The sequence below is a fragment of the Mariniradius saccharolyticus AK6 genome (genome assembly GCF_000330725.2).
Classification (GTDB): Bacteria; Bacteroidota; Bacteroidia; order Cytophagales; family Cyclobacteriaceae; genus Mariniradius; species Mariniradius saccharolyticus.
In genome coordinates, this window is record NZ_AMZY02000002.1 from 47800 (window position 1) to 63891 (window position 16092).

A 16092-nucleotide genomic window follows, 5' to 3' on the forward strand; every position below is an offset into this window, starting at 1 on the left:
CAAAAATCAAATGCGGAGCGAACAACTCTATATCATTACCGGCAGCAGCAAAGGAATCGGTTTGGGTTTGGTCAACCATTTGATCCAAAATCCTTGCATTCGGGTGATCGGGATTTCGAGAACGAAGACCGCGATCGAGCACCCTAACTTCACAGAGATCGCATGTGACTTGTCAGATTTAAATTCAATCCCAGCAATCTTAGATCGGATATTCCCCACCGGGACTTTTTCGAGGATTGTCCTAGTCAACAATGCTGGGACGCTTGGCAAAATCGAATATGTTGGCGCGCTTTCACCCAAAAACATTGCAGAGGTTTTTTCGATTAATACCATAGCTCCCGCAATTTTGATAAATGCCTTTGTGTCGAAATATGCCTCTTATCAACAGACAGAGAGGGTGGTCATCAACATCAGTTCAGGTGCAGCGACCAAGGCCATCGACGGTTGGGCGATGTATTCCGCTTCAAAGGCCGCCATCAATGCCATGAGCCAAACTGCCAAGAAGGAAGCAGAATTGAAGGGAACAGGTATCCGGGTTTTTGCCTTGGCACCCGGAGTCGTCGATACGGACATGCAGGCAACAATCCGGAAGTCCGAGGAGGAATCATTTTCCCAATTGAAAAGGTTTCGGGAAATGAAGGCTGGAAATCTGTTGAGCAATCCTGCTTCGGTGGCAGAGAAAATACAGTATCTCGTCGAACATTTAGCGGATTTCCCGGAAGTAATCCAGGATGTACGCAATTTCTAAGTTCCAGGGCAAAATCCAATCAGCTCTTTTTGGGATAGTCAAAAAACCAGACTTTCGCATTTTTGCTTGCAACATCCTCCCATTTTTTGACATCAAACTTGAAGGCGAACTGACCTGAGGTCGGCAGGTTGTCAATATCCCCACCCAACTTGGATATTAGATCATTTAGTCCCGGGTTGTGACCAAAAATGAACAAGGTCTTTACCTCATCATCGGTCTTCTTGATCTCTGCAAAAAGGCTTGCAGCGGATGCGAGGTAAAGCCCATGTTTAAAAACAATATCTTGTTTGGGAAAATCCAACACTTCTGCAGTGATCAATGCGGTCGCTTTTGCCCGTTCGGCATCAGAGGACAAAATCGCATCCGGGTAGATCTTTTCCTTCCTGAGGCGTTGCGCCATCTTAGGTGCATCCTTCAATCCACGCTCAGCAAGTGGCCTAGCGTGGTCGTTTAGAAAAGGATCGTCCCAAGAGGATTTTGCGTGTCTGACTATCACAAGCTTTTTCATATCTCCAATTTAGCAAAATATATTTTTGTTTTTCCAACCAGTATATTTACATTTAAAGTACATTTAACCACATAATTCTAATATTTATCATGCTTACCGGAACAGTAAAATTCTACAACGACGCCAAAGGATTCGGCTTTATCGTTGATGACGAGTCTCAAAACGACGTATTTGTGCACGCAACAGGTTTGGTGGACAAAGTGGCCCAGAATGACAAAGTAACTTATGACGTAAAGGATGGAAAGAAAGGTCTCAATGCCATCAATGTGAAAAAAGTGAAATAAAATAGTCTATTCTTAGCGCAAAAAAAAAGCCTTATCCCGACGGATAAGGCTTTTTGATTTTATGCACTGCTAGGAGATATCTTCTGGATCCGGGCTTTTTCGTATACGGAAATCGCCTCGAACTTCTCGTCTATATCGCTGCCTATCAGGTATTCGTTGATCAATTCCCTGAGCTCTTGGAAGGAGAGGTTGTGCAGGATTTTGCCATTTTTTGCCAAAGAAACCTGTCCCGTTTCCTCTGAAATGATCAAAACCAAGGCATCGGTCGCCTCTGACATACCGATACCTGCGCGGTGGCGCAGCCCAAACTGCGCGGGGACTTCCCTTTCCGTCACCGGCAGAATACATCTTGCCGCCTTGACTTTGCCATTGTAAATGATCACCGCGCCATCATGGAGGGGGCTATACTTATTGAAAATGGAAACCAACAACCTTTTTGAGATTTGTGCTTCCAAGATATCGCCACTTTCTGCATAAAACTTCAGCTCGGTATTTCTAGAAATAACCATCAATGCGCCGGTATTTGTACCGGAAAGGCTCTTGGATGCCTCGATGATGGGATTGATGTTAAAAGCATTGCTGTCACGCTTTTTCCAGAAAAGCAATTCTTGCAGGATGTTTTCATTGGACAGGAAAGATGACCTACCGATCAGGAGTAGGAATTTCCTAATTTCCGGCGCAAAGATTATCAGTGCCGCAATCACACCTACGCCCATAAACTGTCCCAATATAATGGAAAGCAATTCCATCCTTAGGGCACTGACCATGAGGTACATCAGATATATCGACAGGAACCCTAGAAAAATCTTGATCGCCACGCTACCTCGGAGAAGTTTGTACACTTGGTACAATAGGATACTCACCAGCGTGATATCGATGATATTCACGACGGATACTTCCAAAAATCCGATCTTAAAAAGAAGCGTCAAGGATAAAGTTGTTTATATAATTCGATTGTTTCTTTAGCTGCTTTCACGTCATGGACCCTCAAAATGTTGGCCCCGTGGAGGAGAGAAAACATGTGAAGGGCGGTGGTCCCATTGAGGGCCTCTTCGGGTTTGATCTCCAATTTCTTGTAAATCATGGACTTCCTTGACAATCCAACCAGCAAAATGTGCTCAATTGTTTTAAAATACGCCAAATTTCTGAGTATCTCATAATTTTGCTCCAAAGTTTTGGCAAAACCAAACCCTGGATCGATTATTACATCTTTGATGCCAAATTTCCGACATTCTTCCAGCTTTCTCGAAAAAAAATAACAAATCTCCTTCGTAACCTCAGTGTAGTTTGCCATGGCCTGCATCGTCTGCGGTGAACCTTTCATGTGCATGGCAATGTAGGGGGTACCAAGCATCCCGACCGTTTCAAGCATGTTTGGATCCAAATCGCCGGCTGAAATATCATTGACAATATCCGCCCCAGCTTCAACTGCGGGTCTAGCGACAGAAGCGCGGAAAGTATCAATGGAAATCAAGGTCTCTGGAAACCGTTTTTTGATTGCCTCAATGTAGGGTACCGTCCTCGAGATCTCTTCTTCCGGCGACACTTCTGCAGCACCGGGACGACTCGAATAGCCGCCGATATCCAAGATCTCTGCCCCTTCCTCGACCATCCGTTCGGCAATCCTGAGAACTCCATCCATGGTCAACTCAACCCGACTATCGACAAAGAAAGAATCTGGTGTCATGTTCATGATTCCCATGACCCATGGCCTGTCAACTAGGTACAGCTTTCCTTTGATTTGGAGTGTTATATTTGTGGGAAAAAACATATCTTCGGAGGGCCTTGACGGTCTATTTCAAAACCCATCAAAACGATTGAAGCATTGAAAACGCAAACAGCGAGCGAATATAGTCAAGTTATCTCCCATTGTAAAGAACTCTTTAAGAAGAAAACCCTCGACTACGGTACGGCTTGGCGAATATTCAGACTTCCCTCCATTACCGACCAGATTTTTATCAAGGCACAGCGGATTCGCTCTATTCAGGAAAAAGGTGCCCAGAAAGTCGATGACCCAATCGAAGATGATTTTGTAGGCATCATCAATTACTGCCTGATGGCCTTGATGCAGATCAGTCTAAAGGATGATCCTAGAATGGAACTGCCCTACTCCGAACTGGAACCGCTTTATGACCATTGGGCAAATGCCACCAAGAGCCTTTTGGAAAACAAAAATCATGACTATGGAGAGGCTTGGCGCGATATGCGCGTATCTTCGATGACTGATATCATCCTCATGAAGCTCTATCGGGTCAAACAAATAGAGGACAACCAAGGTCGGACCTTGGTATCCGAAGGCATAGAGGCCAATTACCAGGACATGATCAACTACGCCGTCTTCTGTCTCATCAAATTAGGTTACCATGCTTAAGCAAACCATACTCTTTATTATCCGTCTGTTAGTAGGTGGATTGTTTATCTTTTCGGGATTGATCAAAGTCAATGACCCAGTCGGTACCGCGATCAAGTTAGAGGAATACTTTGATGTTTTTTCCAATGACATTGCCTCATTCTTCGTCCATTTCAAGGAAATCGCGCTGCCACTTGCTGTATTCTTGGTTGTGACTGAAGTTGTATTGGGTGTGATGTTGATATTGGGAGTAAGGTTGCGACTCACCGTATGGGCTTTGGGTTTGATGATTGTATTCTTCACCTTTCTCACGTTTTATTCTGCCTATTTCAACAAAGTCACCGACTGCGGTTGCTTTGGAGATGCTATCAAATTGACGCCTTGGGAGTCCTTTACCAAAGATGTGATCCTACTCGTGTTGATTGGCATCCTTTTTCTTTTTCGCAAAGACTTGCCCAACCAACACCGTCCTTGGGCACATCGGATTGCTTTTGGGTCATTAGCCGTCTCTTTTATCATCGCCATTACCGCGATCAGAAACCTCCCTTTTATTGATTTTCGCGCCTACAAAGAAGGGGTGAATATTAACACTGCCATGCAGCCATCGGCTCCTTTGAAATATTCCTATATCATGAAAAAAGGCGAGGAGCTTCTGGAATTTGATCAATACCCTACTGATGAGAGTTTGGAGTTTGTAGAAATGAAGCTTCTCAACGAAGAGGCTTTGCCAAAGATCTCGGATTTCGCCGTTTGGAATGACGAAGGAACCTTTACGGAGCAAATTCTCCAAGGAAAAAAACTCGTGATTTTGGTCACGAATATGTCCAAAATCAATACCGACCACTTGGGAAAAATCGACGAACTTCTTGCCGGGATTGTGGGGACAAGCATTGAACCTGTTTTGGTCGCTGCCTCATCGATGGAGGAAATCGAGCAATTGGTCAAAAGCAGGAAATGGCAAGTGACATCCTATCAGGGCGACGCAACCGTCATCAAGACCATCATGAGATCCAATCCTGGGACAATGCTTTTGTCGGAGGGTGTCGTGATCAAGAAATACCACTATCTGAATACACCCACCGCGGCAGAAGTGAAGGAATTACTCCCATCATGAGGACGCCTCTCAAAATAATTTTGCTGGGATTACCAGGTTCGGGTAAGTCCACGTTTGGGAGACTGATCGCGCGCAAGCTCAATTTCGCTTTTGTCGATCTCGATCAGGTCATTGAGACCGAAACTGGGAAAAAAATCCGCGAGATATTTCAAGAAGAGGGTGAAGGAAAATTCAGGGAACTCGAAAGCCAATATTTGGAAAAGGTACTGAACGGTGTTGAGGGATTTGTCTTGGCAACAGGCGGTGGCACACCCTGTTTCAATGATAACATGGATTTAATCAATCAAAAAGGAATCTCGGTCTACCTTGACGTCTCTTTGGAGGAGATTTTCAGGAGATTGCATAAAGATGACGGTGGAAAGCGCCCACTTTTTGCCGGACTGGATGAGGGCGAGATGATATTGAAGCTCAAAAACCTCCTAGCGGAGCGAGAGTATTTTTATAACCAGGCAAAAATAAAGCTCAGTGGAGATGACGTATCCACTGAGCATCTGATTTCGGAGCTACTCGGGCTTTTTTAGAAATTAAATCCGAGGGTCAAAATTCCTGAAGTAATCTGGTTTCGGGTCTCGGTGAATGGTCCGATATTGAAGCCGTCGTTATCGATAAATGGATAGGAATTGTACAAACCATCGAACAAAGCGTAGGTCATCGCAAAATCGGTATAGAAAGTTTTGAACCTCAGTCCGAGGCCTCCTGTCACCTGTTGCATTGTCCTGTCAAATGAACTGTCTTTGAATGGATCTCCATACAACGCATACCCTCCCCTAATCCTCAGGATATCAAACCTGAACTCTGCGCCTGCACGATAGTTGAACGTCTGCCCATACAAGGACCTGATCGTTTGGTTGTCAGCACTGGTATTGAAATCCCTGGAACTGAGCGTGCTCCTGCTATAATCCAAATAGTCAATGTCGGCAGTTATAAACCCTATTTTCCCCAAAAATAAGGTAGCTCCACCGCTCATTCTCAGAGGCGTATTGAGATTATACCTTCCCAAAACTATTGGCGTCACCGCTTCTTCCCTACCCAAAATCAAATCTTCCTCTTCAAACTCAAAGTTGTCATACACACTCACCATCCTCGCCTCGTACTGCTCATCCATCGCATACCAGGTTGGAGATTGGAAATTGAAGCCAAGGTTAAGGATGCTTATAGGTTTTACAATAAGTCCGAGATTGATATTGGCACCAAAACCATTGATACTGAGGTTTTCCTGCAGATTGGTAGTAAGTAGCGGCTCATTGAAAAACTCCTCTCCATAAATCCTCCTCGATCTGAAAATGATCGAACTTAATCCAAGTCCGCCACCAATGAATATTTTGTTGTAGAAATTGGCCCCATAGGAGAAAGATGTCTGACTGGTACGCCCCTCGGTGGTAATCGTTTCATCCTGAAAAGGCAACCCACCCACAAAAGAGAAATATTCATTTGGATTGTTGATTGGGTTTCCGTTTTGATCGACCGTGATCGGATTGATGAGAAAAGTATTGTATGCCAAGCCCAATAGACCTTGGTTTTCGATCTGGGATTCAGGAATGCCCTGTGCCTGTTGGAGGAAGTAATCGATAATAGAAGTTTCCCCCTCCAGATCAGAGAAATACCCAAACTGGGTATTGTAATGGTTCATGCGATTGAAGCTTATGCCAAAGGATCCACCTCTAAATGCATCGGTGTTCAGTGGCCCTTTCGTCTTGCTGAGGACAACGGCGATATTTGGCAAGGCAAAATTATTCGTTTTGTCTGTCTGCAACTGTCCCAAGTAGTCGGATTCGGTGTTCCATACGCCGAATGAGGGACTCACGCTGAATTCTGATCTTCTGAAAAATCCGAGCCCGGCAGGATTTGCATGGATATTGGATACATCACCCCCGAGAGACATCTGTGTTCCTCCCAGGCCCATAATCCTCGCTGACCCGGATGACCTAAACTCACTGAATCGTAAGGCGTCTTGGTAATATCCAAATTGGCCAAAAGATTCAAATATGGCTGCCAAACTCAGGCACAAGCCCAAAACGGCCTTGATTTGTACTCGCATATCGTAGGAATATTTTGCTCGTTATCGTGTTATTGTTTCGGCTTCGGAAAAATATTAATCCCTATAAAAAAAGGGGAATTACATTCCCCTTCCTCCTCTCGTGCCTCCGGAACTCATGCCTCCGCCGCCCCTACTTCCGCCCATACTACCTCCTCCCATCGATCCGCCTCTACTAGGCGCACTGAAAGAGGGTGAAGTGCTTCTGCTTGGTGCGGACATTGATCCACCCCTTGAAGGTGAACCCATGCTTCCACCCCTTGAAGGAGAACTCATGGTACCACCTCTTGATGGTGAGGACATTGTTCCTCTGTTGTTGTATGAAGGACTTGTCCCTCTGTTGTTGTATGACGGGCTCATTCCTCTGTTGGTTGGAACCGTACCTCTGTTGTTAAAGCTTGGTGCTGTGCCAGAACCACCTCTTGTGGCTCCGCTATTGTATGTAGAACCACCTCTAGTATTGTAAGTGGGTCTGGAGTTTTCAATGCCAGTTCTATTGGACGGCCTTGTGGCTGCTGCAGATCCTACATTTCTGCTACCGGTGGCAGCAGAGTTGGCTACCCTATTTCTTGTGCCTGTGTTGTAATAGTCGTTTTGGGATCTGCTGAAATCTCTTGTGGCTGCTCGGTTAGACGAACCTACGGTACGGTCTGAACCTGCGACTGCATCTCTCCTCGCGGCCCTGTTTGTAGAGGCAGAAGGATAATATGAACTGCCTCCTCTATTTCCACCGGGTGATGCAATTGACGAACCTGTTCCAGGTCTGCCACCCCTTACGACTTGGCGGCTTCCTTCACCGCCCCAGCCAGGTGTACCCCAGCCCCATCCGGGAGCGCCCCAACCCCAGCCAGGTGCTCCCCAGCCCCAGCCTGGAGCACCCCAACCCCAGCCGGGCATGCCCCACATTCCACCCATTCCCCAGCCCATGCCGACATTCCAGCCCCACATGGAGTTCCAACCGATACCCCAGCCAAAACCAGGTCTCATCATCCAAGGATTACCCCAACCCCAGAAAGGATCCCACATGCCCATGGGCATTCCCCACATTGGCATGCCCCAACCCATTCCAAATCCGAGGGAAACATTGAAGTTTGACCCGCCGTTCCAACCATTTGGGTTGACACTAGATCCATAAAAATTGTTATAAACGTTTACATTTGGTGTAGTCTCCTGCGCCTGAGTATCGTCAAAATACACAGTACCACTATCTTGGGTTTGGGACTGGGCCTGATATTTTGCGATATACTCTGGATTCACATTTCTTGCCGAAAAATTCTCTTGTTCGAACGTCGAAGGAGCGGCTTGGTTCAAAGACTGGAAGTTCTGAGGATTGTTATTTGCCACGGCAAACTCTGTTGCGACTTTGGCATCCGATGCCATGAAGTACATGTCATCCAACTCCCCACCATTCATCGCAGTTTTTGATGCGCTGCAAGAGGAAAGGATGAGCGCAGTACCCAAGCTGAGCGTTAATATTCCGTTGACTTTGTTCATTTGTTTGGTTTTTACTAATTCACCTTATATACGCTACTCTAACAAGAGGGTTATACTTTTTTGGATTATATTTGCCCCCCACAGTATCGAGCGAAGATAAATAGATTTTTGAATTCAAAAAAACACCATGAGCAAAGGATTGCCCAAACGAAGTGAAGATTATTCATTATGGTACAATGAGTTGGTGAAAAGAGCTGACCTTGCGGAGAACTCTCCTGTACGTGGCTGTATGGTCATCAAGCCATATGGTTATTCCATTTGGGAAAAGATGCAGGCGGAGTTGGATAGAATGTTTAAGGAAACCGGCCATACGAATGCCTATTTCCCCCTGTTCATTCCCAAATCCTACCTCTCCAAGGAAGCCAGTCACGTTGAAGGTTTTGCCAAGGAATGTGCAGTTGTAACCCACTACCGGCTGAAAAATTCAGACGATGGTCGAGGCGTAATCGTCGACCCTGAAGCCAAGTTGGAGGAAGAATTGATCGTACGTCCGACTTCCGAAACGGTTATCTGGAGTACATACAAAAACTGGATCCAATCCTACCGTGACCTCCCATTGCTTGTCAATCAATGGGCAAACGTCGTACGCTGGGAAATGAGGACCCGGTTGTTTCTCAGAACAGCTGAATTTCTCTGGCAGGAAGGACATACTGCTCATGCGAGCAAAGAGGAGGCGATTGAAGAAACCGTACAGATGATGAACGTCTACGCGACTTTCGCAGAAAACTTCATGGCGCTGCCCGTTGTAAGGGGCATAAAGTCAGCGAATGAGCGATTCGCCGGGGCAGAGGACACATATTGTATCGAAGCCTTGATGCAGGATGGAAAAGCCTTGCAGGCTGGCACTTCCCATTTCTTGGGGCAGAATTTCGCGAAAGCGTTTGACGTCAAGTTTGCTACCAAGGAAGGTGGATTGGAATATGTATGGGGCACATCTTGGGGAGCGAGTACCCGTCTGATGGGAGCGCTTATCATGGCCCATTCTGACGACAATGGGCTTGTACTGCCACCTAAATTGGCTCCAATCCAAGTTGTGATTGTACCGATTTACAAGGGAGATGAAGAACTCGAAAGAATTTCTGTCAAGGCTAAAGAGATCATGGCTAGCTTGCGTGCCAAAGGCATATCTGTCCAATTCGACAATCGTGACACACACAAGCCTGGATGGAAATTTGCCGAGTATGAGCTAAAGGGAGTGCCTTTGAGGATTGCGATGGGTCCGAGGGACTTGGAAAACAACACCGTAGAAATAGCAAGAAGGGATACCTTGACCAAGGAATCGGTCAATTTGTCGGAAATATCGATCGATAAGTATGTGAGCGATCTGTTGGAGGAAATTCAAAGGAACATTTTCCAGAAAGCCTTCGAATTCAGGGAAAATATGACGACCGAGGCGGATACTTGGCAGGAATTTGAAGATCTGTTGGAAAATAAGGGAGGCTTTGTTTCAGCCCATTGGGACGGAACTACCGAAACGGAGGAACGCATCAAGGAACTGACAAAGGCAACGATACGCTGTATTCCGATCGATCGAAAAGAAGAAAGTGGATCCTGTATCCTAACAGGAAAACCTTCTACTGGACGGGTCCTTTTTGCTAGGGCCTATTGAGCCTCGAAGATCAACCACTGAAATAATCTGACCTCCAAGCGTTTTTTTAAGCTTGGAGGTTTTTTTCTTCCTGGCATCTAAGTGGATATTGCAATTATTCCAAGCAAATCAATTCAAGCATCCATTTTTCTAACTACTTTGGAGGAAAAAAATGACCTGGTTTATCCTCATATCACTTCTCCTGATTGGGCTAATCTTGATTTTGGCCGAAATCATTTTTGTACCCGGTACGACAGTCGTAGGACTGATAGGCCTTATCGTAACGATTGCGGGAATCTACTACGCATTCATCAGCTTGGAATACACGACTGCATGGACGGTACTTGCCATGACAGCCTTGGTGAATTTAGGCGCCTTGGTATACGGGTTTCGGTCAGGTGTCTGGTCGCGTTTCGCTTTGAAGGAAGCTGTAACCTCCACTACTTTTGGGGATAGGCTAACAGGACTTGCCGTTGGCATGGAAGGGAAAGCAATCTCTGACATCAAGCCAATCGGCAAAGCCGATTTCTTGGATAAGGCTTATGAGGTAAAATCCAATTCAGGCTTTATCCCAGTTGGAACTAAGGTTATTATTACTAAATTGGAAAACAATACCATCATCGTTAAATCTTAATTTATGGAAGTAACTAATTCGGCGTTTATACTCTTTGCAGCCTTCGCCGGGCTGATTCTCCTTTTTGTTTTCCTCTATTTTGTCCCTGTCAATCTTTGGATCACGGCCATTTTCGCCAATGTAAAAGTCAGTATCGGCGAACTGATTGGAATGAGAATCCGAAAAGTGCCACCAAGCGTCATCGTCAATTCGCTGATCACAGCCACCAAAGCCGGTCTGCAATTGACCACGAATGACCTCGAGACCCACTACCTCGCTGGCGGCAATGTACCGAACGTGATCCGCGCGCTGATTTCGGCTGACAAAGCCAATATAAACCTGAGCTTCAAGCAGGCGACCGCGATTGATTTGGCTGGAAGGGACGTGTTTGAAGCGGTTCAAATTTCGGTAAATCCAAAAGTCATCAACACGCCAAACGTGGCCGCTGTGGCTGCAGACGGTATACAACTAATTGCCAAAGCGAGGGTAACAGTCCGTGCCAATATCGCCCAATTGGTGGGTGGTGCCGGTGAGGATACCATTTTGGCAAGGGTTGGCGAAGGAATTGTGACCTCGATCGGTTCCTCTCCAAATCACAAGAGCGTATTGGAAAATCCCGACAAAATATCAAAGCTGGTCTTGTCGCGGGGCTTGGATGCAGGAACAGCCTTCGAAATCCTTTCCATCGACATCGCTGACATCGACGTGGGCACAAACATCGGTGCGAAGCTTCAGATTGACCAAGCATCTGCAGACTTAAAGGTTGCAGAAGCCAAAGCGGAAGAAAGAAGGGCGATGGCAGTGGCATTGGAACAAGAAATGAAGGCGAAGACCGTGGAAATGCGGGCCAAAGTAATCGAGGCGGAGGCTGATGTACCAAAAGCGCTGGCAGATGCATTCAGGTCAGGCAAACTGGGCGTCATGGATTATTATAAAATGGAAAATATCCAAGCCGATACATCCATGAGGTCCTCAATTGCAGGTGGCGAAAGCGGATCTTCCAGCGGTACCAAACCAAAATAGTAACGACGATCATCTACAAAGAAAAAAGGCCCCCGGTTTTGGATGCCTTTTTTTTGTTCTAAGGAATCAGGTTCCTTTTCTCTTTTTTCCAATCGGTTGTTCAACAATTGGTGACGCTGGAACTGCGAACTGGTAATCATCTTCAGCCAAAATCTGAGAAGCCCCAGTATCAAAAACTATGCTTTTGTAATAAACCGGTAGAACATATTCCCCTTGCTCGTTGAGAATCCCATATTTGTCACCAAGCCTAACCAAAATCCTGTCCAACTCTTCCCGGCGAAGTTCCTCGAATTTTGGTTCGACAATCTCCTTTCCGTCGGGTGCGACGAGGCCAAACTTCTTGTCCATCTCTGTGATGAAATAGTCGTCGGCAGAGAGAGAAATGCGATCGTAGGCATTGGGCAACAGGTTATTACCTGCCTTATCAATAAGCCTGTGTTTCCCCTCAATCTTCACTATGGCAATATTTCTTTTGAAGTCCGATGCACCATCAAACTGCGGAGTGATTACAACGAACCCTTCTCTGTTGACAAAACCCCAAAGCCGCCCCACTCTCACTGCTGCCATATCCTGAATAAAGGGCCTCACTTCATCAAATTCAGGACTTATCACCCACTTTCCCTGGGTATCGACAAATCCGAATTTGCCACCTTTGGATGCCGGATACAATCCGTCTCTGCCAGGAAGAATTGATTCCACACCGACCACAGGCCTTACCTCCCAGCCCTTAGGCCCAAGAAGGCCAAGGCTTTTGTCCCTCAACAACACATTATAATAGTGTTTACCCAGGGATGTCACTTTTTCCATCCCCACTTGGTCAAGGAGAATTCCCTCCTGCTGCATGACGCGCCTGAGTTTGCCATGGATGTACTCCAGCATCATGTCGCCTTCCAATGTAATCTTATGGTAGGAGGTATAATTGATGTCTGCTCGGATTTCCTTTGCCTCAATCAGCATGTACTGGCTGCCATCAAACGCATAAAAGTAGACGTCGTCCAAATGCACCATTTGATCGATGATAGGATCCAAGATGTATTCCCCATCCCGATTGACCAGCCCATAGCCTGAAGATTCCTTTACAAATAGAAAATTCCCATTCGCCTCTTGGACCATTTCCTTGGCCCGCTCCGGCTCTGGAGAAAGCGGCAGAAAATATTCTTGACCTATTCTCGCGATCACCTGACCATTTCGGGCAAGTGTGGCTTCATCGAATTTTCCGAGGAAGGAATTTTTCCGCGTTGCATGTTCGTATAGCCAAAAACTGTTCCCTTTGCGGCTCAGGATTTTGGTGAAAAGCGTCTGGATTTGGTCATACTCTGCCGGTAATATAGCTTCTCCGTATTCGTGGAAAACACCCTTCCCGTTTGGTCCTTCTACAATCAGCCATGGCTGGTCATAGCGATATACCGAATTGGCTTTGAGGTCCAAAAATGGCTTGTAATCCTTGCTCAGTAATTTCAATTGCTGATTGGCGGTACTCACCCTGACGGCCTCGCCGAGGATGCTGATTTGGTCGTACTCAACCCTGGATTTCAGCTTCATGTACTGATCATAGACCTCATAGGTTTGGGCCTTGGCAATCAAACCCGAAAAAAACAAAAAAAGGCACAGTACCGCCCGATAAGAACTCATTATCATAAAGGTGAACGAATAAGCGGGAAAATTAAGGCTTAATCTATGCAAGACAAAAAAATTACGGCTACTTCTTGGCCTGTTCTCTCTCCGTCTAGGTGCAGATTAGACCTTCGGCGGTGGCTGGGTGGTTCCCCCCGAGTGTAGTATAGACTTTCGGTGGGATGAAACTACACCCTATTATCAATCCATCCACGACAAATGTCGGGATGTAATTGGAATACAGTTCTTCCAAATACCACTGCGGAATATAGTTTGAGATGAGGTGAATTACAAATTCATCATCATAGAAAAGCGTAGTTACAAACTACGCTTAGCGCATTCGCCACATTTCACCCAGACGGGGTGCTCTCGATCCTAAAATTATCAAACCAGACGTTTTCTTTCGTTTCATTTACAAGGAACGTCTCCGCGTGACCGGACTTTTGAATATACAGCTTTTCCCGCAGCTCCTCATGCTTGTTCTCGGATCTTTTGGAGATGGAAATGACCCATTCAATTCCTCGAACGCTCCTAATTTACTTTGTTGGCACACATAACTCTGCAAGTTCAACATTTATATTAGGCTCTAAATCAGTTATGTATGTCTGTTTCAACCGTATGAAGTTCCTGTCAAAATACACTACAGAGAGCAATCCAGAGAACAACTCAGTTTCCTTAAATTTGTATGCATCTTTATAGGTTCTATTTCCAATCTTGATTTCTTCAGTTCCCAAGTAACAATATTCTTTTGCCAACTCATCTACAGTCCCACTTGGAAGAAAATGAATACAATCCCTGGTTTCTGTTGATAAAAAAGGTAATCGCAAAGACTTGTCCGAACCTTCCATCAATCTAAATAAACTATGTTTTCTTACCTCATAAATCTCACTATATGAAACAAGAGTATCGAAATTCCGGTCCAAGAAAAAAACAGAATCAATTCTTCGATTTTTCTGCTGGTAAATTTTGTGTATCTCAAAATACCTAGGTTCGTCCCCGATAGTTGAATTTACCTTATAACAATATGTCTCCTGGATACTGCTTTTGCAAGCGGAACCAAGTACCAAAAAACCAAAAAGAATTCTGCTAGTAATTGTTCTCCAAAGATTTAAGTAGTTTATCATGCTTTAATAAGTTACTGTTAAATTCGGTAGGATTCAAGATTCTTCTTATCTGGTCAATAAATTGATACATTTTTTTAAAAGACGGCTCCCTTTTTAAATATCCGTTGTGTTCAGTGCGACCATACCCATCCCTCGAAATTTGTCCTCTATCGTGGCGGATATCGTTTAATGTCCGCCAATCGCTCTTATCATGCGCCGCAATCATCCTATCTTGAAATTGTTCCTGATGAATAAATGACTCGTGGCCAAGAGTTAATGCATAAGATTCTGGCGAGTCCTGGGCTGAAGTATTCACTATTGTATAAAATGTGAGTTTTTCCCTGCTAATTTCGGTACCATTGGTTCCCGGACGACCATCCGATTTATCGGTCTTTTGTCCAAATTGCATTTCATGTTTCGAATTCTTACCTGCCTCCTTAAATTCAACACTTCCAATTTTATCTCCTTTATTTGCAAACTGCGCTAAGAATTGTTTCCCAACATCAGTCTTTGCAAAAGCCTCTAATGCCTTTTGATAATCCTGATTTAAGTCACCGAATTTAACCTTATCCTTGCCAATGTAAAAAGTAATATCCTTGCCGTCAGGATCAGTAAATAAAATAGGGTTATTAGCAAGCCAGTTAAAAGGAGATAACGAAAAATAATTCTCGGCATGAGGATCCATTTGCAAAGTCCTTGCAATAGCTGGATCATATCCACGAGCGTGGAAATCGAAAATATTCAAACCGTGGTCATCCAACCACTCTTTCCCTTGGTTAAGGTACTTATTCACCTTGATTCCCCCATACTGATACCCCAGTCCCGTCAGTTCCAGACCCCAGGGGTCATAGTGTGTCTCCTGCACGATCAGGGGCGGGGTGCTTTCGATCCGGAAGTTATCGAACCAGACATCTTCATTAGTCTCATTTACAAGGAACGTCTCCGCATGACCGGACTTTTGAATATACAACTTTTCCCGCAGCTCTTCATGCTTGTTTTCGGATCTTTTGGAGAGGAGGATTTTCCCTTTCTCATAGAGGTTGCTATCCGCGTCGTAGAGCGCATAGCCCATGTAGGCCTCTGGTTCGGGCTCGGACTTGAGGTCGGAGGCGAGAATCTCCGCGAGGTTATAAAGCAGCAGGGGGCTTATCCCGCCTGTCAGGGCCATACTGCCATAGTCGGATGGGATTGGAAGGCTGGAGCCACTTGGCAGCAAGGAACTCGCCCTTGCCCGCTTGGTCTTCCGCTCGTACTTCGCATGCACCGAAAGATCGAGGCTGTCGCCATCATATACTTCGAAACTCGTACTCGGCCCAAGTTCCCGGCCACGGGCAGCGTTCAGCCAAGCCACTTCGCTGCCGCCCCCTTCTAGGTGTAGTATAGACTTTCGGTGGTGGCTGGGTGGAATTTGCAATTCCACCCTATTATCAATCCAATTTGTAATTGGAAACCAACCAAAACTACCAATAATCCACTTCAATCAAACCCTTTAGTCCTGAATAGTTTCTGGCACTGGAATAAAGGTATTCTTCGGCATTTTCGACCCATCCCGCCCTCACGGGGTTTTCATGGATATAGTTCATCCTACCCTCAATCATCTCCGGCCTGAATAGTTCAA

Annotated in this window: 16 protein-coding genes; 8 read left to right on the forward strand and 8 right to left on the reverse strand. The window is 45.5% G+C overall.

Going from position 1 to position 16092, the window contains the following annotated elements; translation table 11 throughout:
* The first annotated feature begins 10 nt into the window (after positions 1 to 10).
* Positions 11 to 748: an SDR family NAD(P)-dependent oxidoreductase gene (locus tag C943_RS01195; protein WP_008623504.1), complete on the forward strand. Its 738-nt coding sequence runs from the start codon at positions 11 to 13 to the stop codon at positions 746 to 748.
* 19 nt (positions 749 to 767) lie between these two features.
* On the opposite strand, the gene C943_RS01200 is transcribed toward C943_RS01195, so the two are convergent.
* Entirely contained in the window at positions 768 to 1256 is a 489-nt protein-coding gene (locus C943_RS01200; protein WP_008623505.1) for a SixA phosphatase family protein, read from the reverse strand.
* Positions 1257 to 1345: 89 nt separating this feature from the next.
* On the opposite strand from C943_RS01200, the gene C943_RS01205 reads away from it, so the two are divergent.
* Positions 1346 to 1540, forward strand: coding sequence for a cold-shock protein (locus C943_RS01205; RefSeq protein ID WP_008623506.1), 195 nt, complete (start codon positions 1346 to 1348; stop codon positions 1538 to 1540).
* Positions 1541 to 1599: 59 nt separating this feature from the next.
* On the opposite strand, the gene cdaA is transcribed toward C943_RS01205, so the two are convergent.
* Together cdaA and folP are read right to left on the reverse strand one after the other, a co-directional pair.
* Complete coding sequence (gene cdaA, locus C943_RS01210; protein WP_008623507.1) at positions 1600 to 2469, reverse strand: diadenylate cyclase CdaA; 870 nt, start codon at positions 2467 to 2469, stop codon at positions 1600 to 1602.
* Positions 2466 to 3311, reverse strand: a complete 846-nt coding sequence (gene folP / locus C943_RS01215) for a dihydropteroate synthase (protein WP_008623508.1) — start codon at positions 3309 to 3311, stop codon at positions 2466 to 2468. Before folP ends, cdaA begins: the two co-directional genes overlap by 4 nt.
* Before the next feature lie 54 nt (positions 3312 to 3365).
* On the opposite strand from folP, the gene C943_RS01220 reads away from it, so the two are divergent.
* Genes C943_RS01220 through C943_RS01230 form a run of 3 tightly spaced genes read left to right on the forward strand, consistent with a single transcriptional unit; the run spans position 3366 to position 5525 of the window.
* On the forward strand, positions 3366 to 3911 hold the full coding sequence (locus tag C943_RS01220) for a DUF1599 domain-containing protein (RefSeq protein ID WP_008623509.1): 546 nt from the start codon (positions 3366 to 3368) through the stop codon (positions 3909 to 3911).
* On the forward strand, positions 3904 to 5004 hold the full coding sequence (locus C943_RS01225; protein WP_008623510.1) for a BT_3928 family protein: 1101 nt from the start codon (positions 3904 to 3906) through the stop codon (positions 5002 to 5004). Before C943_RS01220 ends, C943_RS01225 begins: the two co-directional genes overlap by 8 nt.
* On the forward strand, positions 5001 to 5525 hold the full coding sequence (locus tag C943_RS01230) for a shikimate kinase (RefSeq protein ID WP_040478559.1): 525 nt from the start codon (positions 5001 to 5003) through the stop codon (positions 5523 to 5525). Before C943_RS01225 ends, C943_RS01230 begins: the two co-directional genes overlap by 4 nt.
* Here the strand turns inward: C943_RS01230 and C943_RS01235 are convergent.
* The gene (locus C943_RS01235; RefSeq protein WP_008623512.1) at positions 5522 to 7042 is read right to left on the reverse strand and encodes an OmpP1/FadL family transporter; all 1521 of its coding nucleotides are present in this window, start codon (positions 7040 to 7042) and stop codon (positions 5522 to 5524) included. The genes C943_RS01230 and C943_RS01235 overlap by 4 nt on opposite strands.
* Positions 7043 to 7120: 78 nt before the next feature.
* Positions 7121 to 8533 (reverse strand): hypothetical protein, encoded by a 1413-nt coding sequence (locus tag C943_RS01240; protein WP_040478561.1) that lies wholly within the window; start codon positions 8531 to 8533, stop codon positions 7121 to 7123.
* Between the two features lie 127 nt (positions 8534 to 8660).
* On the opposite strand from C943_RS01240, the gene proS reads away from it, so the two are divergent.
* The 3 genes from proS (at position 8661) to floA (ending at position 11757) form a co-directional block, all read left to right on the forward strand.
* Positions 8661 to 10142 (forward strand): proline--tRNA ligase, encoded by a 1482-nt coding sequence (gene proS / locus C943_RS01245; RefSeq protein WP_008623514.1) that lies wholly within the window; start codon positions 8661 to 8663, stop codon positions 10140 to 10142.
* A 151-nt stretch (positions 10143 to 10293) separates the two neighbouring features.
* Positions 10294 to 10755 carry an NfeD family protein gene (locus C943_RS01250; RefSeq protein WP_008623515.1) on the forward strand — a complete coding sequence of 154 codons (462 nt, stop codon included), beginning with the start codon at positions 10294 to 10296 and terminating at the stop codon, positions 10753 to 10755.
* Positions 10756 to 10758: 3 nt separating this feature from the next.
* Positions 10759 to 11757, forward strand: coding sequence for a flotillin-like protein FloA (floA, locus tag C943_RS01255; protein ID WP_008623516.1), 999 nt, complete (start codon positions 10759 to 10761; stop codon positions 11755 to 11757).
* A gap of 66 nt (positions 11758 to 11823) precedes the next feature.
* On the opposite strand, the gene C943_RS01260 is transcribed toward floA, so the two are convergent.
* The 3 genes from C943_RS01260 to C943_RS01270 form a co-directional block, all read right to left on the reverse strand.
* A complete protein-coding gene (locus C943_RS01260; RefSeq protein ID WP_008623517.1) occupies positions 11824 to 13389 on the reverse strand; it encodes a WG repeat-containing protein in 1566 nt (521 codons plus the stop codon).
* A 518-nt stretch (positions 13390 to 13907) separates the two neighbouring features.
* Entirely contained in the window at positions 13908 to 14495 is a 588-nt protein-coding gene (locus C943_RS01265) for a hypothetical protein (protein WP_040478563.1), read from the reverse strand.
* The gene (locus C943_RS01270; protein ID WP_040478565.1) at positions 14458 to 15954 is read right to left on the reverse strand and encodes an RHS repeat domain-containing protein; all 1497 of its coding nucleotides are present in this window, start codon (positions 15952 to 15954) and stop codon (positions 14458 to 14460) included. The genes C943_RS01265 and C943_RS01270 overlap by 38 nt, the downstream gene beginning before the upstream one ends.
* Between the last annotated feature and the right edge of the window lie 138 nt (positions 15955 to 16092).